The sequence below is a fragment of the Edaphobacter sp. genome, assembly GCF_035763405.1.
Classification (GTDB): domain Bacteria; phylum Acidobacteriota; class Terriglobia; order Terriglobales; family Acidobacteriaceae; genus Edaphobacter.
This window is the reverse complement of the sequence record NZ_DASUBE010000106.1, coordinates 1-23,630: the sequence shown is the minus strand read 5'-3', so window position 1 is coordinate 23,630 and position 23,630 is coordinate 1. Positions and strand designations below refer to the sequence as shown.

Sequence of the window (23,630 nt, the reverse complement as noted above, 5' to 3'; positions counted from 1 at the left end):
TGCTCAAGATGGATGAGCTGACGCTGGAGATTGGCTTCCAATTAATTCCACTGGTGGACGAGAAGCAGGGCGGGCAGATGCTGAACCGTGTGCGCGCCTTGCGGCGGCATCTGGCGACGGAGCTTGGGTTCATCGTTCCGCCGGTTCACATTACGGACAACCTGCGCCTGAAGCCCCGCGAATACGTGGTGAGCCTGCGTGGTGTGGAGATTGCGCGCTGGCAGACGGAGCAGAACTGTCTGCTGGCCGTGAATGCGGACCCGAAGGCGCGCAGCCTGCCCGGTGTTGAAACGCGCGAGCCGGCGTTTGGCGTGATGGCTCGGTGGATCGCACCCGGACTGGAGCAGCAGGCACTGGCTGCGGGCTACTCGGTGGTGGACCAGACGACGGTGATCGGCACGCATCTTGCCGAGCTGGTGCGCCGTCATGCGCACGAGCTGTTGGGGCGGCAGGAGGTCAAGCGGCTGCTCGACAGCATGAATGAGAGCCATCCGAAGCTGGTCGAGGAGCTGGTGCCCAAGCTGATGAGTCTGGGCGAGGTGCAGAAGGTCCTGCAGCAACTACTGCGGGAGCAGGTCTCGATCCGCGACCTTGGCGCGATTCTCGAAGTGCTGGTCGAAGCGGCGCAGCAGTCGAAGAACGTCGTGCATTTGGTGGAGAGCGTGCGGCAGGCGCTGGGACGCGGATTGGTGCATCCGTTGCTCGACGGCGAAGGCGGGCTGCGCGTGCTGATGCTGGAGCAGGGGCTGGAGACGGAACTGCTGCACACATTCGATCCGCAGAACTCCGCGCTGATGCTGGGCGATGGCGCTCGCACGAGTGGCACAACGGGAGATTTCCTGAGGCGGCTTGTGGAATCTGTGAAACAGCTAACCGGCGGGGCCTCGACCTCGGCCCTTCCCGTGCTCCTCTGTCCGAGTCCGGCGCGGTATCACGTGCGGCGGTGGCTGGAGCCGTTTTTGCCGAAGGTGACGGTGCTGGCTCCGGCTGAGATTCCGGCGGACATCCGGGTACGCAGCATCGGGACGGTTGGATAGAGGCAGCGTGATGGCGGTTGGCGTTCGAGGACAAATGAAGACGATACGGGAGAAGGCATGAGCACAGGAAATCCGGTTCCGGTCCAGGTATTTCAGGGGCTGTCGAAGGGAAAGCTGTTTGGCGAGGTCGAGACGTCGTTTACGGAGCTGGCCCAGGCGCTGGAGGGTGCTGGCGTGCGGCGGGGCAAGGCGACCGAGGCTGCGGCGGAGCGCGATGCGCTGCTGATGGAGCATCTGCCGACGGTGCGCTATGTGGCCCGACGCATTCACGAGCGGCTTCCGCAGCATGTGGACCTGGACGATCTCGTTTCAGCCGGGGTGGTTGGGTTGATTGATGCCTTTTCGAAGTTCGACCGCAACAAGAAGGTCCAGTTCAAGAGCTATGCGCAGTTCCGGATTCGCGGCGCGATTCTCGATTCGCTGCGCACGCTGGATTGGAGCCCACGCGAGCTGCGGCGCAAGGGCAGGGCAGTGGAAGAGGCGATCCGCGCGGTGACGCAGCGGGTTGGCCGAGCGCCGCTGGAGCAGGAGATTGCGCGCGAGATGGGTTTGGGCCTGGCTGACTATCAGCAGCTTCTGGGCGACCTGAAGGGGCTGGAGATTGGCAGCCTGCACATCGAGCGGTCGGAGGATTCGGGCGATGAGGAGCTGGCGTATGTTCCCGGTGCGCCGGAGGACGATCCGCTCTTCCGTTGCCTGAAGGGCGAGATGAAGCAGAGGTTGGTGGACGCGATCGATGAGCTGCCCGAGAAGGAGCGCATGGTGTTGACGCTCTACTACTACGAGGACCTGACGATGAAGGAGATTGGACTGACGTTGGGTGTGGTGGAGTCGAGGGTGTCGCAGATTCACTCTTCGGCGGTGGCTCATCTGCGCGCGGCGCTTGCGGGTCTGCACAACGGCACGCCCGCGGATGTGAAGAAGTCCGTGGCGACACGACGCAAAGCGAACGCGCGCTAGTCGAACGGATGCGCAGGTATCGGAACAGCGGAAGGTGATGGATGGGAAAGCAGCTTGGACAGGACGATATTGATGCATTGTTTGCCGCGGCAGGAGCCAATGCCTCCGCGCAACCGGCGGGGGCGGACGGCGATGTCCCGGTTGAAAAGTACAGCTTCAGCAGCGCGGGACAGATCAGCAACGATCAGATGCGGGCCATCAGCTCGGTCAATGATCTGTTTGCGCGCAACCTGATGCATACGCTGGGTGCGTGGCTACGGTCGCAGTTCAAGGTGAAGCTGGTGGCGGGAGAACAGTTGCCGTTCAATGAGTTTCTGGAAAGAATCTCTCCGCCTACGTATGTCTGCTCCATCCGGCTGGAGCCGCTGGGCGCTGTCGGGTTGCTGGAGTTCGACATGGCGATCGCTGCCCCAATGGTGGATGTGCTGCTTGGGGGCATTGGCAGGGCATGGGCCACGCGCGAGCTGACGGAGATTGAAGAATCGATTCTGACTTCAGTGGTGCAGATGGCGGTCGAGGAGTTGAACCTGGCCTGGCAGTCGGTGGGGCTGGGGTTTGTCTTCGAGAAGCGCGAGACAGAGGCTGCTGTGGCGCGGATGCTGACGCTTAGCGAGAAGACGCTGTGCGTCAGCTTCGAGGCACGGATGCCTGAAGCGCAGGGGACGATCAATCTGTGTCTGCCGGCGGTGGTGCTGAACGCGATTCTGCGCAGGTTGATTTCAGAGGGCGACCGTCCGCGCCGCCGCTCCAGAGAAGCGCAGATTCGCGTGCGCGAGCTGATGGGGGAGGCCAGGGTGGGCGCGGCGTTGCAGTTTCCGGCGATGCGTCTGCGGGCAAGCGAGCTGGCGACGCTGGCGCCCGGGACCATCGTGCGCCTGCCGCTGTCGCGGCACGAAGCGTCGGAGCTGCGGATTGGCGGGTTGCAGTTTGGGCGGGCGTATCCGGTGCGCAGCGGCGAACATCGCGGCGCGCAGTTGGAAGAGCAGATCGATGAACATGTTTTGGAAATGAACGCAGGTGTGCCTGTGGAGCTTGCGCAGCCGCAGATGACGAGTTGAAGGAGGGGCAGATGGAGGTAGTGGAGATGGATGGTGGGACGGCGGGGATTGGACTGCTCTGCGACATCGAGCTGGATGCGACGTTACAGTTCGGCTCGCGCGAGATGCCGCTGCGCGAGGTGCTGGAGCTGGGGCCCGGCGACGTGGTGGAACTGGACAGGCACGTCTCGGATCCGGTGGACCTGGTCGTGGGCGACCGGATTGTGGCGCGTGGCGAAGTGGTGGTGATGAATGGAAACTTCGCTCTGCGCGTGACTGAAGTGGCGACGCCGCAACTGCGGCTGGAGAGTATTCGATGCCTTTTCTAAGACTGGGGAGGGAAGCAGGCGATGCGGGCAACGCTGCGCCTGTTGCTGACGGAACGATCTGGGGTGAGGATGTGTATCGCGCGTCGAAGGACTTCGAGGGCGGAATCGCGGCGTCTCCGGCGCGGGGCGGGCGCGCGCTCTGCGGCAATCCGGAGTGCGCGGGCGGATGGGCCGCGCCGTGGCGCAGCCGTCGCCGGCCGATCTTTGAAGAACGCTGGGGGTGCGGTGGGCGGTGCGTTCTGGCGATGGTGCGGGCTGCTGTTCGGCGCGAGTCGAGCGAAGGCGCGGCGTTGGCGGAGACTCCGCATCGTCACCGCGTGCCGCTTGGTTTGGTGCTGCTGGCGCAGGGTTGGATAACGCAGGAGCAGTTGCGGCGGGCGCTGGACGCGCAGCGGGAGCATGGTACCGGACGCATCGGCGACTGGTTGGTTGCGGAGTGCGGGGTCGGGCCGGAGCAGGTGACGCGCGGGCTGAGTGTGCAGTGGGGCTGTCCGGTGCTGACGACCGAGGGCTTTTCGCCTGCGGTGATGGCGAGAGTGATGCCTCGTGTCTTCGCGGAGGAGTTCGGGATGCTGCCCTTGCGCGTGGCTGGGTCGCGGATTCTCTATCTGGGGTTTGAAGACAGGATGGATGCTTCGCTGGCGTTCGCGGTGGAGCAGATGTCGGGGCTTCAGGTGCGGAGCGGGCTGGTGGGCGAGACGCAGTTTCGGGCGGCGCGCGTGAGCTTGCTGGAGTACGAGGGGGTGGAGGCGAGGGCGGAAGCTGCGGGTGATCTGGACGCGCTTGCGGCGCGCGTGACCGCTCTGCTGGAACGGAAACAGCCGGTGGCTTCAAGGCTCGTGAGGGTGCATGGATACCTCTGGCTCAGAATGTGGCTGGAGGCTTCGGCTTCGAGGACGGCGGGAGGACTGCCTGTCTCGAATGATGACATGCTGGACTATGTGTTTTCGGTTGGTTCGTAGAGCTTCCTGATGGTTACTTTTGCAGGAAGCTGGCGCCGGTCGATGCCGTAGTGGCGATGGTCGGCGTGGATACGGTGGTGGAGGCAGAGGAGTCCTGCGCGGGACCGAGGCCGAGCTTGATGATGGCGCGGGAGTCGGGGACCAGCCTGGTCTGCCAGCCGTTATCGGCCTGGAACTTCTGCATGGCGCTTTGTGTGGCGGCGTCCCAGTGTCCGGTTGCCTGGCTGCTGGTGAGGTAGCCGGACTTCACGAGCGCGGCCTGAAACTGGGTGGCGCGCTGGTCGTCGATGGCCTTCTGGCCACTCGGGCCGGAGTGCCTGCGGAGGTGCAGCTTGTGCAGGGCGGAGTGGTGCGATTTCGCCTTATTCGTCTTCGCGAAGCTGGGCAGCGAGAGAGTGAGAACCAAGGCAGAGCCGAGTAAAAACCTGGAGAACCGCATTCGATCAGCACCTCAGAGAGTAATAACGACCAATAGACGCGAGACTTCCGAGGAAGCACCCAATCAGGGTATCTCGGAAGTAACTGGTATGACAACTGAAAAGATAGTGGAGAAATGCCACTTTTCGGTAAGGACGGGCAGGTACTCCCCCCGTACTTAAGTGCTAAAGTCCTTCTAACAAAGGACTTATGGCTAAAGTCCTTCGGATAAAGGAGTTACTGGTAAAGTATTGCGAGCAAATGGCTTACGGACAAGAGTTGGTGCGATCTTAAGCCCCACGCAGATTCCCTTCGGGAATGACAACAAATTGGATGAGGCCGCAGGTCCTATCTTCGGGGAGGATGCTCTATCTCTATTATATAAGGCTGGCGATGGAGAACCCGCCAGGATGGGAGCAAAAAAGAGCGCGTGTTTTGTGTGGGTTAGGGGATTTTTTACGGATTGGGGGCTTGACGTGATCCCTCTCGTGATCCCTCTTTTGATGACGCGGAACGGCGCGGGGCTAAAGCGGGTGATGAAAAAGTGTCTCGCCGGGAAGAAAGCGTACCTCAGCAGCTAAAGCCGCATTGATTTTGCAGCGTTAGCGGCACGGCTGAAGCCGTGCCCTTAAGCAAAACTGACTTTTTCAGCACCCTCTAAAGCGCTGCGCTCCCACCGAAAAGCATAAAGCGTGCATTTTTTTCGCAGCCTGTGAATCGCCACGCTCATCCCCAAAAGCAAGCCGGAGATTTCGGAAGCACCCTCTTACGGGAGGGTGCCACCGATGAGGGAGTTGATATTTTTCTGTGCCGGTGACTGGACGACGAAGACGACGTCGTCTTTGGATTTGAGCGTGGAGACGATGGCGCGGTAGTCGGCTTCGTTGCGGACGGGCTTCTTGTTGATTTCGGTGATGACGAAGCCCTTGGGGAGTCCGATCTCGTCGGCGAAGGAGCCGGGGCGGACGCTGGTGATGATGACCCCGCTCTTGAGGCCGGTGCGGGAGGTGACGGCGGCGGGAACGGCGGAGACGGTGATGCCGAGCAGGCTCTTGCCGGTGTCGGGCGCCTGCGGGGTTGCGGAGGCGGAGTTGTCGTCATCGTCGCTGCCTGCGAGATCGGCGTAGGTCTTGGCGCGGTCTCCGATGACGACTTCGGCGGTGCCCTGTTTGCCGTTGCGGAGATAGCCGAGTTTGACGTTGGAGCCGACCTTGCGGCTGGAGATGTCGGCGACCAGGTCGTCGCCGTCTTTAATGTTGCGGCCGTCGATGGAGACGATGACGTCGCCGGGTTGGATTCCAGCTTTGGCGGCTCCGCCTGAGGGGGTGACGATGGAGACGATGACGCCGTTCTGGAAGCCGTACATGCGCTTGACGGCGGAGCTGAGGCTCTGCTGGAAGCTGATGCCGATGGAGCCGCGCACGACTTTGTGCTCGGGGCCGATGAGCATGTTGTAGATCTGGGCGATGGTGTTGGAGGGCATGGCGAAGCCGACGCCCTGCGAGCCCATGGACTGGGTGTAGATGGCGGTGTTCATGCCGACGACCTGGCCGGCCATATCGACGAGCGGGCCGCCGGAGTTGCCGGGGTTGATGGCGGCGTCGGTCTGGATGAAGTGCTGGAACTGGCTCTGCGAGATGCCGTTGGGGCCTGGGTCGTCGATGGTGCGGTTTTTGGCGGAGATGATGCCTGCGGTGACGGTCTTGGCGAGCGCGAAGGGGCTGCCGATGGCGAGGACCCAGTCGCCGACCTGCGCGCCGTCGGAGTTGCCGAGCTTGATGGTGGGCAGGGGCTGCTTGGTGTCGATCTTGATGACGGCGATGTCGGTGTCTTTGTCGACGCCAATGACGGTGGCGGGACGGCCGTTGTCGGCGTCGTCGTCGCTGTCGGTGGAGAGCTTGACGTAGATTTTGTCGGCGTTGGCGACGACGTGGTTGTTGGTGATGATGTAGCCGCGCGGATCGACGATGAAGCCGGAGCCGAGGGCGCGTCGCTCGGTGTTGATGGCGTCGGAGCCGTCGTCGCCGCCCTGGCCGCCGAAGAAGCGGTTGAAGAAGTCCTGCATGTCGCCGCCGGGTGCGGCCTGGTCGTCGTTGTTGCTGTTGTCGCCGTCTTGCGGAAGGGCGCGGCGGCCGCGACGGTTGGCGGACTGCTTGGGCAGCTCTTCGGTATTGATGTTGACGACGGCGGGGCTGACCTGTTTGACAATCGCGGAGAAGCCGTTGGAGAGCTGGGTGGGCGAGGGAATGACGAGGGGTTTCGCGTCGGAGGAGTCAACCTGCTGCTCTTTGCCGCTGACATTCGAGGTGAGCACGGAGCCGATGAGGATGCCGAACGAGAGCGTCGCAAGGATGGTGAAGGTCGCGGTGAGCTTCCGGCTGCGAATGCGGTCGAGCAGAGTGGGGGAAGGGTTGTTCTGCGAGTCTGGGGTGTTCATGGAGCGTCTGACCTCGTTTTGTGCGCCGGGCTGGTGTAGGGCGGGCGAAGTATTAAGTATAGCTTTGTTTCTGGTTCCTCGGGTTGAGGCTGCGAGGTCAGGTTAGGGGTGTCTGGCTCAGTATCAGGGGCCATGGAATGAATCGGCGCAGAGGAGAAATGTGGGGATTGTTCCCATACGACTTCGCTCAGGGCAGGCTGCTGCGCTCAGAATGACGGGTTGAAGAGCGGAGACTGGATCAGCGGCTCCTGAGGGATTTTCCTTATGGGTATCGCTTGATGCGGGCCGATGCGAAACGCAGATTCCCTTCGGGAATGACAAGGTAAAAAGTTGAATGACTAAAAGAGTTCGGGCATGACAACACGAAGTGGGGATTGTTATGGTGCCCGCTTCGATTGCTTAGACGCCGGGTTTGGGGAAAGGTGTACCGGGGGGTGGTTCTGGTGTTGCGGAGGGAAATGCGGGGATCTCTCCACTGCGCGCTCCGGTCGAGATGACTTGGTTTTTGGGGTGCGGCGCTTAGGCGCAGTTTGCGGGGTTAGTCTCTGCGGTGGTTTGGACGGTGTCGAGGAGGGTGAGGAGGATGCGGCGGAGTGCGGTCTCGCGGCCGGTTGGGTCGTACCACTCCTGGAGGGTGTGGATGCCGCCGCCGGCGCCTCCGGTGCCGATGGCGATGGCGGGGATGTTGCGGGCGAGCGGAATGTTGGCGTCGGTGGAGCCGAGGCGCGGCTCGGTGCGGAGGTTGAGGTGGCGATCGACGGCGCGGAGGGTGTGGAGGATGGCGGAGTCGTCGGGCAGGGCGGCGGCGGGGCGGCTGCCGATGGTCTCGATGCGGAGGGTGGCGGGTTCGGAGGAGGCTCGCTCGACGATCTCGCGGATTGCGGTTGCGGTGGTGGTGAGTTGGGCTGGGTCGGTGGAGCGGAGGTCGATGAGGGCGGAGGCGGCCTCGGGGATGGAGTTGATGGAGGTGCCGCCGGAGATGCTGCCGACGTTGATGGTGGTGAGCGGGTTGTCGGAGAGCGGGAGGTTGTCGATGGCGAGCAGCGCTCGGCTGAGAATAAGGATGGGGTTGGGGACGCCGGCGTCGGACCAGGAGTGGCCTCCGGGACCGGTGGCGGTGATGCGGAAGCGCAGACTGCCGAGTGCGCGGGTGACGACGGCGGAACTTCCGCTGCCTTCGAGGACGATGGAGGCGGCGATGCGCGGGGCGTAGGGGCTGCGCTCGAAGAGATGACGCATGCCGCGGAGATCGCCTTCGCCTTCTTCACCTACGTTGGCGGCGAAGAGGATGGGAATGGGCGGGGTGATGTTGGCGTGGCGGAGCGCGGCGGCGATGGCGAGCAGGCCGCTGAGTCCGGCGACGTTGTCGCAGATGCCGGGGGCGTAGATGCGCGGGGTGTCGGGCGGCTGGATGGGCTCGCAGTTGGTGCCGGCGGGGAAGACGGTGTCGAGGTGGGCGGAGATGAGGATGACGGGGGGCGCGGGAGGATGGGTGGCGCTCGGAGCAAAATGCGGGGGTCTCTCCACTCCGGCTTCGCCTCCGGTCGAGATGACGTGATCTTGTTCAGGGGGGAGTTCGGCGAGGACGTTGCCTGCTTCGTCGAGGTGGGGGTTGGTGAGTCCGAGATGGTGGAAGCGGTCGAGGACCCAGGCGGCGCGGGCGGATTCGCCGAAGGGTGGGGCGGGGATGCGGACGAGGTCGAGTTGCCACTGGCGAAGCTGGGGCTGATGGAGATGGAGCCAGTGGAAGGCTCGATGGACGGCGGTGAGCGAGGCCAGGCGGGTGATGCGGTGCTGGGCGGCGACGGTGGCGGGCATCAGTACTTGACCTCGACGAGGAAGAGGCCGCGGGCGGGGGCGGTGGGGCCGGCGGCGGTGCGGTTGCGCGCGGCGAGGATGCGGGGGATGTCGTCGGCGGAGATGCGGCGCGTGGCCGCTTCGGCGAAGGTGCCGACGAGGTTGCGCACCATGTGGTGGAGGAAGCCGGAGCCGGTGACTCGGTAGAGGAAGAGGCCGTCGTGGTGGTGCCAGGAGGAGTGGAAGATGGTGCGGGTGTTTGGAGAGGGATCGTGGCTGGGTTGAAGAAATGCGGAGGTCTCTCCACTTCGCGCAGCGCGCTCCGGTCGAGATGACGTGGTTTGGGATTCGGCGGAATGGTTGCGCAGGGCGAGGTCGGGATCGACGGCGGCGAAGGAGGTGAAGTCGTGGGTGCCGCGGATGTGGTCGGCGGCGTTCTGGAGGATGGCGAAGTCGAGCGGAAAGGGGCAGTCCCAGACCCAGGGGGCGAGCATGGGGGAGCAGATGCGGTCGATGGTGGCGGGGAGGGTTGCGGGGTAGGGGGCGCGGGGGAAGATGCGGTACTCGTATGTTTTGCGGAGGGCGCTGTGGCGGGCGTGGAAGGTGTCGGGTGCGTGCTCGGCCGAGAGGATGCGGATGCTGGGTGGGAGGGCGCGGTTGAGCGCGCGGTGGAAGTTGGCGGGAGGGATGGGAGCGTTGAGGGAGAAGCTGGCGACCTGCGCGAGTGCGTGGACTCCTGCGTCGGTGCGGCCGGAGCCTTGCGGGAGGATGGTCTCGCCGGTGATGCGGTGGATGGCTTCGGCGAGCGTGCCCTGGATAGTGGGGAGATTCGGCTGGACCTGCCATCCGTTGTAGGGCGTTCCATCGTAGGCGAGTGTGAGCTTCCAGTGCGGCATAGCCTGTTCGGACGGTAACACGGTGAGCCAAGGAAAAGGGACTGCGACTGTAGCGCGGCGCGACTCGAAGCGAAACGCTGGCGTCCTTCGGGAGTGACAACAAAAAATGGGGACTTGAAACGATTGATTCGCGTATAGTGGGTTCCGATGGTTTGGTTGGTAACGCTAACAGAGGAAGAGGTCAAGGGCGGATGCGTCTTGTTCAGTCGTTTTTTTCTGGCTCGATGGTGAGGGTGTGGTTGGGAGTGGCGGCGATTGGGATGGTGTTGACACCGGCAGCGAGGGCGGCGGAGAGGCCGGTTCCGGCGAATGTGGAGCTGAGTGCAGGCTGGCAGATGCAGGACGTGGCGAAGGCTGCGGAGGATGGCGCGAAGATTTCTTCGGCTGCGTACAAGCCTGCGGGGTGGTATGGGGCGACTGTTCCGGGCACTGTGCTGACGACGCTGGTGAACAACCATGTTTACCCCGAGCCGCTGTATGGGGAGAACAATCGGCCTGAGAACATTCCCGAGAGTTTGAATAAGACGTCGTACTGGTACCGGACGGTGGTACGGGTGCCGAAGGACTATAAGAAGCGGCACGTATGGCTGAACTTTGATGGAATTAACTACTCGGCTGTGGTGTGGGTGAATGGGACCGAGGTCGGGACGATCCGCGGGGCGTTTATTCGCGGGCGGTTCGATATTTCGGCGCAGGTGAAGCCGGGCAAGGACGCGGTGGTGGCGGTGCTGGTGACTCCGCAGCCGCATCCGGGTGTGCCGCATGAGCATACGCTGCGCGATGGGTTGGGGAAGAACGGCGGGATTACCGCGATTGACGGGCCGACGTTTCTTTCGACGATTGGGTGGGACTGGCTGCCGGCGATTCGGGACAGGGATACGGGAATCTGGCGGAAGGTGTATCTGTCGGCTACGGGCGATGTGGTGGTGCGGGACCCGCTGGTGACGACGGACCTGCCGCTGCCGAAGACGGACTCGGCTGATGTGGCGGTCGAGGCGACGGTTGAGAATGTGACGGACAAGCCGGTGGAGGGCGTGTTGAAGGGCGCGATTGAGAACATTGCGTTCGAGCAGCCGGTGACGCTGGCGGCTCATGCTTCGCAGGTGGTGAAGTTTGATCCGAAGACGGTGGCGGCGCTGCACATCTTGAATCCGCGGCTGTGGTGGCCGAATGGGTATGGGCCGCAGAATTTGTACAAGCTGCACTTGAGCTTTGAGGTGAAGAAGAAGGATTCGGACGCGAAGGACGTGACGTTTGGCGTGCGGAAGATCACGTATGAGCTGCCGGGGTCGGACAACCTGGCGATCTCGGTGAATGGCGTGCCGGTGTTTATTCGCGGCGGCGACTGGGGCCTGGATGAGGGGATGAAGCGGCTTCCGCGCGCGCGGCTGGAGGCGCAGATCCGAATGCACGCCGAGGCGAATATGAACATGATTCGCAACTGGGTTGGCCAGAGCACGAATGAGGACTTCTACGAGATGTGCGATAAGTACGGGATTCTGCTGTGGGACGAGTTTTTCCAGCCGAACCCGAGTGACGGGCCGAACCCGACGGACATTCCGACCTATATCGCGAATGTGCGGGACAAGATTCTGCGCTACAGGAACCATCCTTCGATTGCGGTGTGGTGCGCGCGGAACGAGGGGTATCCGCCGCCGGAGATCGATCAAGAGTTGCGTAAGCTGATGGCGGAGCTGGAGCCGACGCGGCTGTATCAGCCCAGTTCGACGGCTGGGCGCGGAGTGGTCTCGCATGGTCCTTACCACTGGCGGACGCCGAGGGAGTTCTACAAGCAGGACGCGGCGTTCAAGACGGAGACGGGCAGTGTGTCGGTGCCGACGATTGAGTCGATTCACGGCATGATGCCTGAGAAAGACTGGGAGACGATTACCGACGACTGGGCGGAGCATGACTTTGCCAAAGGCGCTTCGGGGTCGGACAAGTATCCGGGAATTATGACGGAGCGGTATGGGAAGATTGCGAACCTGGCGGACTTTGTGCGCAAGGCACAGTTGATGAACTACGAGGCGTTTCGCGCCATGTATGAAGGGCGCGAGGCGTTTCTCTTTCATCCGGACACGGGCGTGATTACGTGGATGAGCAATCCGGCGCAGCCGAGCTTTGTGTGGCAGATCTATCACTATGACCTGGAGCCAAACGCTGCGCTGTTTGCGGTGAAGAAGGCCGGCGAGATGGTGCATGTGCAGTTGAATGAGGCTACCGGGCAGGTGGAGGTGATTAACAATCTGCCGACGGCGGTGGAGGGCGCGACAGCGAAGGTGGCGGTCTACAACATGGATGGAACGATTGCGGGGAGCCGAGAGTATCCGGTGACGGCACCGGCTGACGTGGCGACGGAGCTGGGGGCGCTGGAGGTTCCGGCGACGGCTTCAGCGGTTTATTTTGTGAAGCTGGAGTTGAGGGACTCGGCTGGGAAGCTGCTCTCGGACAACTTCTACTGGAAGGCGCAGGCGGCGCATGAGGATGATCTGACGGCGATGGATGCGATGCCGGTGGTGAAGCTGAATGCACAGGTTGCGCGCGTGGATGCCGATGGCAAGACCGTGGTGACGGTGACGCTGACGAACCCGACGAAAGAGATTGCGGTGATGGCGCATCTGCAACTGCGGCGGAAGTCGGGCGAGCGGGTGCTGCCGGTCTATTACAGCGACAACTATGTTTCGCTGACACCTGGCGAGTCTCGGACGGTGACGGTGGAGGCGGCTACGAAGGACCTGAACGGCGAGGATGCGCTGGTGGTGGTGGATGGCTGGAACGTGGATGTGGAGCCGGCGAGCGCGGCGGGAGTTGCGGTGGGACTGAACGTGGACGCGCAGGTATCGCACTGGCCGGTGACGGGGCTGCCGTTCCAGACTGTTGGCTTGCGGTAGACGTGGGGGGTTGACGGGCAGGGCTGAAGCGGTTGAGGTTGGTATACTTGGGCTGCTGAAGCGCCTGAAATTTTGATGGGGTTGCTGGAACGAAGCGGCACGGAAGTGCGTATCTGTGCTCAACCGTCTCCGCTTTGGATGCAGAGGAGCGGGTCCGGCAACTCTTTTAAAGAGTCCCGGAGCAAGGTCTGCGCGTCTTAGAAGAATTGGTTCAGATTGACTTGGATGTGGCCCCTCGGAGGAGTGTGGGGCTTTCAGGGAAGAATCTGGGTGCCGGGTGGCTGCGGCTGTCTCGGGATGCCCGTGAAATGAGTTGGAGAGCGCATCGTGAAATTACGAAATTTGCAGGCAGTCGCAAGCATTGGCCTGATGTTGATGAGTGTGAACGTGCCGATGGGATTGGCACAGCAGCAACCCCAGCCCGAGACCCAGACGCATCCGACACAGCCTGCGACGACGGCGCAGGTGCAGAATGACACGACCGGGCAGGCCGGGTTGCCGCAGGCACCAGAGCCGAAGACGATTGGGCCGCTGTATCTGCGCGATACCGCACATGATTATTTGAAGCCGAAGGGGCACTTCTGGAACCCGATTGCGCCCTATACGCCGATCAATGTGCCACAGCCGGAGTTTGGCAATACGCCGAAGCTGGATACGCTCCTGCGCGACGGCAAGATTTATCTGAGCCTTTCGGACGCGATCATGCTGGCGCTTGAAAACAACTATGACATTGCGATTGCGCGGCTGAACCTGGACATTGCCGATACGGACATTCTGCGGGCCAAGGCGGGGTCGTTCCTGCGCGGCGTGCCGACGGGGCTGGTGACGAATACGCTGGGCGGCTCGGGCACGACGGTGACGGGCGGCTATGGGCCGGGCGGGACTTCGGGTGGAGCGGGCGGCGGCGGCACGGGCGCTCAGGGACTGGTGCTGAGCACGAACGGCGGCGGACCTGCGCCGGAGTTGCGGGACCCGACGCTGAGCAGCACGATTCAGTATGAGTCGACGAGTCAGCAGCAGAGCAATACGCTGTTTGCCGGCGGCAAAAAGACGATTACCACCGATACGGGAACGTATGATTTTTCGTATCAGCAGGGGTTTGTGACAGGCACTTCGCTGAACGTGGGTTTCAATAACTCTCGCGTGACGACGACTAACCCCTTTTCAAATTACAGCCCGCAGGTAAATACGAATTTCCGTGCAGAGGTGACTCAGCATCTTTTGCAGGGCTTTGGCACGGGCGTGAATAACCGGTTTGTCGTCCAGGCAAAGAATGATCGCCGGATTACCGACTCTTCGTTCCGTGCACAGATTCTATACACCGTGACGCAGGTGGAGAACATCTACTGGGGCCTGGTGAGCGCATACGAAGATGAGCAGGCCAAAGAGCGTGCGCTGGCACAGTCCACGCAACTGGATCAGGACAACCGGAAGCAGTTGCAGATTGGGACGCTGGCTCCGCTGGATGTGGTGAACTCCGATTCGGCAGTGGCGAGCGACAAGCAGGCGCTGGTGGCCTCGAAGACGAACCTGGAATATCAGCAGATGCTGATGAAGCAGGCGATTGCGCGGAACCTGAATGATTCGCAGCTCTCGAATGCACCGGTGATTCCGACGGACCGCGTGAGCCTGGACCGGCTGCCCGAAGAGGACATGTCGGTCGAGGACCTGGTGAAAGAGGCGTATGCCAACAATCCTTCGATTGAACAGGCAACGCTGAACATGAAGAACAATGAGCTGACCATCAAGGCGATTCGCAATGGCTTGTTGCCTACGGTTGATGCGTATGCGTTCTACGGTGCGAGTGCACTGGGTGGTGGCCAGAACCCGAACCTGACGTGCGGAGGATTTGGCTCTACGACGCCCTGCCCTCCGGGAACTGTGGCTCCAATCAGTTATGGAACTGCGTTCGGCAACTTGTTCAATAGCTCGAGCCCGGACAAGGGCGTGGGCGTGAACATCACGATTCCGCTGCGGAACCGCGTGGCTCAGGCTGACCAGGAGCGGTCGCAGATGGAGTACAGGCAGTCGCAGATGCGGTTGCAGCAGCTCTATACGCAGATACGGATTCAGGTGGTGAATGCACAGTATGCGTTGACCAATGATCGTGCGCAGGTGAATGCTCTGGAAGCGGCGCGGGACTATGCCGCGCAGAGTCTGGACGCCGAGCAGAAGAAGTACAAACTGGGCGCTTCGACGACGGCGAACGTGCTACAGCAGGAGCGCAATCTGGCGATTGCGGACAACAACCTGATTTCGGCTACTGCTGCGTATGCGAATGCGCGTGTGGCGCTGTCGCAGTTGCTCTCGAACACGCTGGATAAGTATGGGATCAGCATCGAGTCGGCGGCTACGGGTAATATCACGACGCCCCCGGTGGTTCCGGGTCTGACTGCTCCGAAGGCGCCTGAGGGACCGAAGCCGATTGTGATTACGCCGAATCCTCCGGCGGAGTAGTCGGCTGGACTTTGGAAAGGCCCGGGCTTCGGCTCGGGTCTTTTTGTTGGGATGGGTGGTTGATGGGGTGGCTCATTGCCACCCTTCACGGTGAGGCTGCGAAGGATGGGGCATCCGTAGAGTGGTGGCCGGGAGAGGAAATACGGGGGTCTCTCCACTGCGACGGCAAAAAGCGCCGCCTTCGGTTGAGATAACGTAGTGTGGCGGCGTGCAAAAAGCGCGGTCTTTGGTCGAGATGACGTGATGTGGTGGTGTGCAAAAAGCGCCGCCTTCGGTTGAGATAACGTGTTCCTGGTGGGCTGGCTGGCGATAGACTTGAATTCTATGAGTAAAGAGCACAAGAATTCTCTGGCCAGTGCGGCTTCGGCGTATCTGCGTTCGGCGATGCATCAACCGGTGGACTGGCATGAGTGGGGCGAGGCAGCGTTTGCCAAGGCCAAGGCGGAGGACAAGCCGATTCTGCTGGACATTGGCGCGGTGTGGTGTCACTGGTGCCATGTGATGGACCGCGAATCGTATGAGAACGAAGATACGGCGCGGGTGATCAATGAGCTGTTTGTGCCGGTGAAGGTAGACCGCGACGAGCGTCCGGATGTGGACACGCGGTATCAGGCGGCGGTGGCTGCGGTGAGCGGGCAGGGTGGGTGGCCGCTGACGGCGTTTCTTACTCCTGACGGCAAGCCGTATTTTGGCGGGACGTACTTTCCGCCGCTGGATCAGCATGGCAGGCCGGGCTTTCGGCGCGTGCTGGCGACGATGGCTGAGGCGTTCCAGAAGCAGCGTGGCGAAGTGGACGATTCGGCCGCGAGCGTGATGGCGGCGATTGAGCACAATGAGTCGTTCAACGGCAAGGCCGGGAATCCGGGGCCGGAGCTGGTGGCGAAGATGGTGGCCTCGGTGCTGAAGCAGTTCGATGCGCGGTCGGGCGGGTTCGGGTCGCAGCCGAAGTTTCCGCACTCGGGGGCGATTGATTTGTTGCTGGATACGGCGTCGCGTGTGTCGGTGGGCGACGGCGCGAAACTGGGCGATCTGGCGAAGCAGGCGGCGATGGTGACGCTGGAGAAGATGTCGAAGGGCGGAATCTACGACCATCTGGCGGGAGGGTTTCATCGCTATTCGGTCGATGACCGTTGGGTGGTGCCGCACTTCGAGAAGATGTCGTATGACAATAGTGAGCTGCTGAAGAACTACGTCCACGCCTACCAGACGTTTGTGGAGCCGGAGTGCGCGCGGGTGGCGAAGGAGATGATGGGCTGGATCGATGGGTGGCTGAGCGACCGCGAACGGGGAGGCTTCTACGCTTCGCAGGATGCCGACGTTTCGCTGGACGACGACGGCGACTACTTTACGTGGACGGCGGATGAGGCTTCTGCGGTGCTGACGCCGGAAGAGTTTGCGATCGCCAGCGCGTATTACGACATCGGCGAAATTGGCGAGATGCATCACAATCCGGCGAAGAACGTGCTGCATGTGCGGGGGACGCTGGAGAGTGTTGCGAAGTCGAATGGGGTGCCGCTCGACACGGCGCGAGAGCGGCTGGTTTCGGCCAGGGCGAAACTGTATGCGGCGCGGTTGAAGCGGCCTACTCCTTATGTGGACAAGACGGTCTACGTGGGATGGAACGGGATGATGATCTCGGCGTATCTGGAGGCCGGGCGCGTGCTGGATATGCCGGAGACGCGGGCGTTTGCGCTGAAGTCGCTGGATCGCGTGCTGGCTGAGTCGTGGAATCCGAAGACGGGTATGGCGCACGTGGTGGCGTATGGCGAGAAGGGCGGCGCGGGCGCTCGCGTGGCCGGCGTGCTGGAGGACTACGTGTTTGTTGCTCATGCAGCGCTTGATGCGTGGGAGGCGACGGGCGAGTTGCGCTACTACGAAGCCGCGGCGGCAATTGCGGAGAGTGTGGTGGCGAGATTTTATGACAAGACCGGCTGCGGCTTCTTTGACATGGAAAACGCTGCTGACGGCGAGGTGCGGCTGGGCGCGTTGAGCGCGCGGCGTAAGCCTCTGCAGGATTCGCCTACTCCGGCGGGGAACCCGGTGGCGGCCGCGCTGCTGATGCGGTTGGAGGGTTTGAATGGGCGAGAAGACAATGCGGTGAAGGCTCTCGATACGATGCAGGCGTTTGCCGGAGTGGTGGAGCACTTTGGATTGTTCGCCGCGACGTATGCGCTGGCGTTGCAGCGGATGGTGCAGCGGGCAGTGCAGGTCTGCGTGATTGGCGATGATGCGGACGCGCGCAGGTTGGAGGCGGTTGCGCTGGCGCGGTTCGCGGTGAATAAGAGTGTGATCCGGCTGCGGCGTGACCAGCTTGATGCGCTGCCGCCTGCGCTTGCCGAGACGCTGCCGCATCTGCCGGGGTTGAAGGCGGAGGGTAGTTTTGCGGCGATCTGCAATGGGAAGGGCTGTCTGCCGCCGGTGTCGACCGTGGACGAACTGATTGAGGCGATGAATCAGGCGCTGTGAGAGCGGGTCCTCCCGCTTCGCGGAAGGATGACAACTGGGGAGTTCGCAGGGTGATCTGTTTGCATTTCCACCCTTCGCGAAATCTGCGAAGGATGGGGCACCTGTAGGGTTGTGGCGCTCGGAGCGAAATACGGGGGTCTCTCCACTGCGGCGGCAAAAGGCGCCGCCTTCGGTCGAGATGACGTGAACTGAGCGTGGGCTGTGAGGTGCCTCACCCTATGAGCGGCTGCTGTGCGGGTGGGGCGGTGGGGTCGGGTTTCTGCTGCATGAGGAGCATGTTGGACGAGATGCCCAGCGGGATGCCTTCTTTTTCAAAGGCGAGGATGATGCGGCGGCGCAAGGCCCTCAGCACGGGGTCGCGCTGGTTGGCGCGCACGCGAATGTTGACCGGGTAGATGACTTCGCGGCCGCGGATTTCGTTGACGCCGAGGATGTCGGGATCGGCGATGGCAATGTCCTTGAAGGCGGGGTCGTTGCGGACCTGTTCGGCGAGTGCGAGCAGAATGCCCATGACTTTGTCGGGGTTGGCGCTGGCGTCTACGCTGACCGGCAGCGAGGCGATGGAGTAGTCGCGTGAGAAGTTGGAGACGGAGGCGACCTGGCTGTTGGGGATGATGTAGAGCGTACCGTCGGCGTCGCGGACGCGCGTCGAGCGCAGGGAGAGGTCTTCAACTGTGCCTTTGAGCCCCGCGATGGTGACGACTTCACCTACGTTGTACTGGTCTTCGACGAGGATGAGGAGGCCATTAATCATGTCCTTGAACATGGACTGCGCGCCGAGGCCGACGCCGACTCCGATGATGCCGGCAGAGGCCAGGATGGGCTGGTAGGGGATGTTGAAGATGTTGAGTATCTGGAGCAGCGCAATGAAGGCCAGCACGGCATAGGATGTAGCGCGCACGACCGAGGCGATGGTGCGGAGTTGTGCTGCGCGCTGGAAGTTGCCGACGTAGTTGTCGGCGCGTTTGCGCAGGCGATGCACGAAGAACAGGATGATGCGCTGGAGGATGAAGAGGACCAGAACGACGGCAAGGAGTTTGGGCACCTGATCGCGCACGAAGTCGATGATGTCGTTGTGCCAGCCGCGCTCGATGGCGTCGAACAGATGCTGGTCTTGCGGGGGCGCTGCCTGGAGGAGCATCATTAATTGCAAATTCGGGTCTCGCTTTCGGAGATGGCTGTGGGAACAGAATGCGACAGCTCTCCATAAGATGCAACGTGCGCTGGTGCGGGACGCGAGGCACTACCCGGTGGCGGATTGAGGTGTACGATGCGAATTCTTTGTGGTGCGGTGGTTGGGATGGTCCTTTTGATGGGTGCGGCGGGGGCGATGGGAAGCGCGCAGGCGATCCAGAGTCAGCAGGTGCCGCGGAGTCCGACACCTCCGGGGCTACCTCCGATTGACGGGGGAGCGGGTGGTTCTGGCGAGGGTCTGCCGCCTTCGGTGATGGCGCGGCAGGCAAAGGCGCGCAATGACGACCGGCAGAAGCAACTGGTGGCCGACACGAACAAACTGCTGCAACTGGCGACCGAGTTGAAGGCTGACGTGGACAAGACGAATAAGGATGTTTTGTCGGTGGATGTTATCAAGAAGGCGGATGAGATCGAGAAGCTCGCCAAGAGTGTTAAGGATCGGATGAAGGGCTGATTCGCCGTATGAAGAAAGGTCCGGGGCTAAGGAGGCTCTGATTAAGTATCGGAGGGCCACGGAATGAATCGGCGCAGAAGAGAAATACGGGGATTCTTCCCATTCGACTTCGCTCAGGGCAGGCTGCTGCGCTCAGAATGACGGATCAAAAATCGGAGACTTAATCAGAGGTTCCCTAAAGCCCCACGCTCATCCTTAAAGGCAACCGCAGAGAATTTTGGGTGAGGGTGGTCTTTGTTGGTGCTGAAGCGGGAGAAATACGGGGGTCTCTCCACTGCGGCGGCAAAAAACGCTGCCTTCGGTCGAGATGACGTGGTGTAGTGGTGGCAAAAGAGCGCGGAGTTTGGTTGAGATGATGTGGTGTCAGGAGTGACGTGGAACCCCACCTTAGGCGCGATGAAACTGCGCCGAAGATGGGGCACCCGACGCCGACTTCGGTGTGTTTTAGAGACTTTCCTCCCTCAAGGCGTGGATAGTGCTGCTGCGGCACTGACCTGGGGGATGGGAAGATCGCGCGTGGGAACGGCTGTGGAGCGCATGGTGGCGACTACGGTGGCTGCGTCCCAATCTGGATGCGCGGCGCGGATGAGCGCGGCTGCGCCTGCTGCGAGCGGCGCGGAGGCGCTGGTTCCGATGGCTTGCACATAGGCGACGTGTCCCAGGTTGAAGCAGCCCATGCTGTGGGCGGAGTCGGTGGGCGGGCCGTCGAGGGTTGCGGGAATGCCGCTGCTACATGCGCCGCGCACCCAGCCGGTGGCGGATGTATCGGAGCCTTCGGGATAGCTGCCGCCGGGTGCGGCGAGCGCGTCGGCGATGCCATGGTTGCTGTAGTACGCGAGCGAGATGGGGCCGGTTGAGCAGCCGTCGTTGGGGTCGGCGGTCTGGACGCAGGCTGGGTTGGTGGAGGCTTCGATGGCGACGACGCCGCGTGACTGGGCGGGGAGTTCGACGAACCGGGGATTGGAGAGGTCGAGGCCCTCGTTGCCTGCGGCGGCGACGAGTACGATATTCGCCTGCGCGGCGGCCCAGGTGACTCGGTCGAAGGCGGCCTGGAGTCCGGCGCCGTCTCCGGTGGTGAGGTCGGCTACGGCGCCGACGGAGAGCGAGATGATGTCGGCGCGGTTGGCGATGGCGTCGTTGATGCCCTGGAGCACCCAACTGAGCAGGCCACTGGCCTGACCAGCGGTGCATTGGTCGGCGAGGCTGGCCCCGTTTAAGACGGCTGGCATCCGCTCGAGCACTTTGATGTTAAGGATGCTGGCTTCGGGCGCGACGCCGATGATCTCGCCGGTGCCGGGGCCCATGGCTCCGGCGGCGAGTGAGGCGGTCCAGGTGCCGTGGCCGGATTGGTCCTGCGGTGTGCCGTCGTCGCAGGCGCTGGGATAGGCGGTCTGGTCAACTTCGGAGAGATTGAGGACGAGGTTGGGCGCGATGTCGGGGTGGGTCTGGTCTACGCCGCTGTCGAGGATGGCGATGCGGATGCCTTTGCCTCGCGTGATGTCCCATGGGCCGTGCGAGGGGCCTCCTGCGATGTTGTCGCCGTAGCCTCCAACCTGCTGGACGGCCCATTCCTGCGGGGTTTGGGTGTAGTAGGTGTCGTAGGGAACAGCGAGGGATTTTGCGCCGATGACGACGCTGAAGGTTGCAGGCACGGCCTTGAGATGGAGGCGGGTGGCGGTGAGGACGCGGTCGTGGATGACGTAGGCGACGTTGGGCTCGGAGCGGAGCTGCTCGATGGCGGCTGCGTCGTTGGTGGAGGCATTGAACTGGACAGTGGTGATGCCGAGGCGGTCGCTGCGATGGAGGAGATGCGCGCCGAGGGTGTGGACGCGCGCTTCGGCATCTGCGGGGATGGAGTTATTGCGGTAGATGACGAGGTAACGGTGGGGCACAGTCGTTGCGGCGCCGATCTGCGCAGGTGAGGAGACAGGTAAAAAAATCGAAATGAGAGGTAGGACCAAAATGGACAGCAGGCGGTGCGTCCGGCTGGCAGAAGATTGGAAAGTTCTCATGACGGAGCCGGGGGCTTTCGACACAGTTTGACCTCTTGGCAGTGCGCTGTAGTGTGCATCGGCAGGGGAGGAAAAAGGTTGAGGCGCGGTGCGGGTGGGTGTCCATTTTGTTGGTTCGGAGATGAAACGAACATGCGAAGGCACGGAGATGGATGTGCTGCATTGACCCTGTGTGATTGCACATGCTCTAATGCGCTCTTTATGGAACAAATTGCGGACCAATGTAGTAAGGAGACCTTTGCATGGATGTAGTAGGGCTGTTGGCTTTGTTTGCTGGGGCGCAGGTGCCCGTTTCACCTGGATATGTCGGTGGGGATGATGGACAGGTTTGGCTGTGGGGAGCCATGGTGGTTGGCGCGCTGGCGCTGGTTGCGGCGTTCCTGCTGATTCGGCACGTGAACCAAGGAGACACGGGGACGCCGGAGATGCGGGCGATCTCGGACGCGATCCGCGAAGGGGCTGAAGCGTTTCTGAAGCGGCAGTACAGGACGATTGGCGCGATTGCCGTGGTGTTGGCAGTGGTGCTGTTTGCGGGCTATCAGATGTCGGCGCGGACAGCCCCGTTTGCGACGAAGACGGTGATTAGCTTTCTGATTGGCGCGTTGTGTTCTGCCGCGGCGGGATACACGGGGATGTACTGCTCGATCCGCGCGAACATCCGGACCGCTTCGGCGGCGAGGACGAGCCTCAACAGGGCGCTGCAGATGGCGCTGCGCGGAGGCGCGGTGACGGGGCTGGTGGTAGTCGCGCTCTCGCTGCTGGGCGTGGGTGCGTTGTTCCTGTTCTACGGAGGGCTGGAACATCCGGAGACGGTGCCGTACCAACTGGTGGGCTTCGGATTTGGAGCGTCGCTGGTGGCGCTGTTTGCGCAACTTGGCGGCGGAATCTATACCAAGGCTGCCGATGTGGGGGCGGACCTGGTGGGCAAGGTGGAAGCGGGGATTCCTGAAGACGACCCGCGCAACCCGGCCGTGATTGCGGACCTGGTGGGCGACAATGTGGGCGACTGCGCGGGACGCGGCGCGGACATCTTCGAGTCGACCGCGGCGGAGAACGTGGGCGCGATGATTCTGGGCGCGGCGCTGTATCCGATCTTCGGCGTGAAGGGGATTCTGTTTCCGCTGATCATGCTGGCGGTGAATTTGATTGCGAGCCTGGTGGGTGTCTTTGTGGTGAGGACCACTGAGACGGAAGACCCGATGCATGCGATGAACCGCGGTTTCTATGTGACGTCGGGGCTGGCGCTGATTGGGTTTGCGGTGGCGGTGTATGGGATGTTGAATGGGCCGGGAGTGCATCCGCTGTGGCTGCTGGGCTGCGGTGTGGTGGGACTGATCACGTCGTTCTTGTTTGTGTGGATTACGGAGTACTACACGGAGTCGCGCTACGCTCCGGTGAAGTCGATCGCCCATGCTTCGCTGACGGGACCGGCGACGAACATCATCAGCGGGTTGGCTGTGGGCATGGAGACGCCCGCGATGCCGGTGATTGCGATCTCGGCCGCGCTGCTGCTGAGCTACTACTTCGGCGTGCAGGGCCTGCATGATGTGGGCGGCGTCTCGGATTATGCGAAGGGCATTTACGGAACGGCGATTGCCACGATGGGGATGCTGTGCTGCGCGGCATACATTCTGGCGATGGATACGTTCGGGCCGATTACGGACAACGCGGGCGGCATCATCGAGATGTCGAACCAGGCGGACTCGATCCGCGAGCGGACGGACAAGCTGGACTCGGCGGGGAACACCACGAAGGCGCTGACCAAGGGCTACGCCGTTGGGTCGGCTTCGCTGGCGGCGTTTCTGCTGTTCTCCGCTTACCTTGAAGAGATCAAGGCGATTGTGGGCGACAAGGTTGCCAATGCGGGCGGCTACATGCCTGCGGGGTGGAACTTCACGACGGTGAACCTGGCGCAGGTGCCGGTGTTCGTCGGGGCGATGCTGGGCGCGATGCTGGTGTTCCTGTTCAGCTCGATGGCGATTAAGGCCGTGGGGCGTTCGGCGCAGAAGGTGGTCGAGGATGTGCGCGACCAGTTCCGCGAGAACCCGGGCATTATGGCGGGAACGTCGAAGCCGGACTATGGGCGGTGCGTGCACATTGTGACGGGCGCAGCGCTGAAGGAGATGGTGCTGCCCGGGGCGCTGGTGGTGGCGATGCCGGTGATTGTGGGGCTGCTGTTCCGGCACTTCTCGTCGAGCTACCAGGCGAATACGGCGATCTATGCTCCGGGGACGATTCTGCCGGTGCCGGCTATTGCGGGTGTTCCGGTGAACCTGGCTGGAGC

Annotated in this window: 16 protein-coding genes; 10 read left to right on the top strand and 6 right to left on the bottom strand. The window is 62.4% G+C overall.

The window, feature by feature from the left end; translation table 11 throughout:
* The 5 genes from VFU66_RS10965 to VFU66_RS10945 all read left to right on the top strand — a co-directional run.
* Positions 1 to 1,037: FHIPEP family type III secretion protein (locus VFU66_RS10965; protein ID WP_326446294.1), on the top strand; the 1,037-nt coding region annotated here is incomplete at its 5' end.
* Positions 1,038 to 1,094: 57 nt separating this feature from the next.
* Positions 1,095 to 1,997, top strand: a complete 903-nt coding sequence (locus VFU66_RS10960; protein ID WP_326446293.1) for a sigma-70 family RNA polymerase sigma factor — start codon at positions 1,095 to 1,097, stop codon at positions 1,995 to 1,997.
* A gap of 41 nt (positions 1,998 to 2,038) precedes the next feature.
* On the top strand, positions 2,039 to 3,055 hold the full coding sequence (locus VFU66_RS10955) for a flagellar motor switch protein FliM (protein ID WP_326446292.1): 1,017 nt from the start codon (positions 2,039 to 2,041) through the stop codon (positions 3,053 to 3,055).
* 11 nt (positions 3,056 to 3,066) lie between these two features.
* Positions 3,067 to 3,363, top strand: coding sequence for a flagellar motor switch protein FliN (gene fliN, locus VFU66_RS10950; protein ID WP_326446291.1), 297 nt, complete (start codon positions 3,067 to 3,069; stop codon positions 3,361 to 3,363).
* The gene (locus VFU66_RS10945) at positions 3,351 to 4,325 is read left to right on the top strand and encodes a cyclic di-GMP-binding domain-containing protein, MshE-related (RefSeq protein ID WP_326446290.1); all 975 of its coding nucleotides are present in this window, start codon (positions 3,351 to 3,353) and stop codon (positions 4,323 to 4,325) included. Before fliN ends, VFU66_RS10945 begins: the two co-directional genes overlap by 13 nt.
* Positions 4,326 to 4,338: 13 nt before the next feature.
* Here VFU66_RS10945 and VFU66_RS10940 read toward each other — a convergent pair whose 3' ends face one another.
* The 4 genes from VFU66_RS10940 to VFU66_RS10925 all read right to left on the bottom strand — a co-directional run bounded on the left by VFU66_RS10940 (position 4,339) and on the right by VFU66_RS10925 (position 9,872).
* On the bottom strand, positions 4,339 to 4,764 hold the full coding sequence (locus VFU66_RS10940) for a peptidoglycan-binding protein (RefSeq protein ID WP_326446289.1): 426 nt from the start codon (positions 4,762 to 4,764) through the stop codon (positions 4,339 to 4,341).
* A 744-nt stretch (positions 4,765 to 5,508) separates the two neighbouring features.
* Complete coding sequence (locus tag VFU66_RS10935) at positions 5,509 to 7,179, bottom strand: trypsin-like peptidase domain-containing protein (RefSeq protein ID WP_326446288.1); 1,671 nt, start codon at positions 7,177 to 7,179, stop codon at positions 5,509 to 5,511.
* Between the two features lie 519 nt (positions 7,180 to 7,698).
* The gene (locus VFU66_RS10930; RefSeq protein ID WP_326446287.1) at positions 7,699 to 8,997 is read right to left on the bottom strand and encodes a M20/M25/M40 family metallo-hydrolase; all 1,299 of its coding nucleotides are present in this window, start codon (positions 8,995 to 8,997) and stop codon (positions 7,699 to 7,701) included.
* Complete coding sequence (locus VFU66_RS10925) at positions 8,997 to 9,872, bottom strand: tRNA pseudouridine synthase A (RefSeq protein ID WP_326446286.1); 876 nt, start codon at positions 9,870 to 9,872, stop codon at positions 8,997 to 8,999. Before VFU66_RS10925 ends, VFU66_RS10930 begins: the two co-directional genes overlap by 1 nt.
* 191 nt (positions 9,873 to 10,063) lie before the next feature.
* Between VFU66_RS10925 and VFU66_RS10920 the strand changes: the two genes are divergently transcribed.
* The 3 genes from VFU66_RS10920 to VFU66_RS10910 all read left to right on the top strand — a co-directional run bounded on the left by VFU66_RS10920 (position 10,064) and on the right by VFU66_RS10910 (position 17,686).
* The gene (locus tag VFU66_RS10920; protein WP_326446285.1) at positions 10,064 to 12,763 is read left to right on the top strand and encodes a glycosyl hydrolase 2 galactose-binding domain-containing protein; all 2,700 of its coding nucleotides are present in this window, start codon (positions 10,064 to 10,066) and stop codon (positions 12,761 to 12,763) included.
* Positions 12,764 to 13,090: 327 nt separating this feature from the next.
* Positions 13,091 to 15,220: a TolC family protein gene (locus VFU66_RS10915; protein WP_326446284.1), complete on the top strand. Its 2,130-nt coding sequence runs from the start codon at positions 13,091 to 13,093 to the stop codon at positions 15,218 to 15,220.
* A 324-nt stretch (positions 15,221 to 15,544) separates the two neighbouring features.
* Positions 15,545 to 17,686, top strand: coding sequence for a thioredoxin domain-containing protein (locus tag VFU66_RS10910; protein ID WP_326446283.1), 2,142 nt, complete (start codon positions 15,545 to 15,547; stop codon positions 17,684 to 17,686).
* A 211-nt stretch (positions 17,687 to 17,897) separates the two neighbouring features.
* Here VFU66_RS10910 and VFU66_RS10905 read toward each other — a convergent pair whose 3' ends face one another.
* Positions 17,898 to 18,830: a mechanosensitive ion channel family protein gene (locus VFU66_RS10905; RefSeq protein WP_326446282.1), complete on the bottom strand. Its 933-nt coding sequence runs from the start codon at positions 18,828 to 18,830 to the stop codon at positions 17,898 to 17,900.
* A 126-nt stretch (positions 18,831 to 18,956) separates the two neighbouring features.
* On the opposite strand from VFU66_RS10905, the gene VFU66_RS10900 reads away from it, so the two are divergent.
* Entirely contained in the window at positions 18,957 to 19,334 is a 378-nt protein-coding gene (locus VFU66_RS10900) for a hypothetical protein (RefSeq protein ID WP_326446281.1), read from the top strand.
* 461 nt (positions 19,335 to 19,795) lie between these two features.
* Here VFU66_RS10900 and VFU66_RS10895 read toward each other — a convergent pair whose 3' ends face one another.
* Entirely contained in the window at positions 19,796 to 21,226 is a 1,431-nt protein-coding gene (locus tag VFU66_RS10895) for a S8 family peptidase (RefSeq protein ID WP_326446280.1), read from the bottom strand.
* A 362-nt stretch (positions 21,227 to 21,588) separates the two neighbouring features.
* On the opposite strand from VFU66_RS10895, the gene VFU66_RS10890 reads away from it, so the two are divergent.
* Positions 21,589 to 23,630 (top strand): sodium-translocating pyrophosphatase (locus VFU66_RS10890; RefSeq protein ID WP_326446279.1); only part of this gene is annotated, 2,042 nt, incomplete at its 3' end.

Bases quoted from the DNA above. Each gene is read 5' to 3' on its own strand.
- VFU66_RS10925 (WP_326446286.1), bottom strand. From the start codon at position 9,872: ATGCCGCACTGGAAGCTCACACTCGCCTACGATGGAACGCCCTACAAC.
- VFU66_RS10940 (WP_326446289.1), bottom strand. From the start codon at position 4,764: ATGCGGTTCTCCAGGTTTTTACTCGGCTCTGCCTTGGTTCTCACTCTC.
- VFU66_RS10905 (WP_326446282.1), bottom strand. From the start codon at position 18,830: ATGATGCTCCTCCAGGCAGCGCCCCCGCAAGACCAGCATCTGTTCGAC.
- VFU66_RS10935 (WP_326446288.1), bottom strand. From the start codon at position 7,179: ATGAACACCCCAGACTCGCAGAACAACCCTTCCCCCACTCTGCTCGAC.
- VFU66_RS10930 (WP_326446287.1), bottom strand. From the start codon at position 8,997: ATGCCCGCCACCGTCGCCGCCCAGCACCGCATCACCCGCCTGGCCTCG.
- VFU66_RS10960 (WP_326446293.1), top strand. From the start codon at position 1,095: ATGAGCACAGGAAATCCGGTTCCGGTCCAGGTATTTCAGGGGCTGTCG.
- VFU66_RS10910 (WP_326446283.1), top strand. From the start codon at position 15,545: ATGAGTAAAGAGCACAAGAATTCTCTGGCCAGTGCGGCTTCGGCGTAT.
- fliN (WP_326446291.1), top strand. From the start codon at position 3,067: ATGGAGGTAGTGGAGATGGATGGTGGGACGGCGGGGATTGGACTGCTC.
- VFU66_RS10945 (WP_326446290.1), top strand. From the start codon at position 3,351: ATGCCTTTTCTAAGACTGGGGAGGGAAGCAGGCGATGCGGGCAACGCT.
- VFU66_RS10920 (WP_326446285.1), top strand. From the start codon at position 10,064: ATGCGTCTTGTTCAGTCGTTTTTTTCTGGCTCGATGGTGAGGGTGTGG.
- VFU66_RS10955 (WP_326446292.1), top strand. From the start codon at position 2,039: ATGGGAAAGCAGCTTGGACAGGACGATATTGATGCATTGTTTGCCGCG.
- VFU66_RS10900 (WP_326446281.1), top strand. From the start codon at position 18,957: ATGCGAATTCTTTGTGGTGCGGTGGTTGGGATGGTCCTTTTGATGGGT.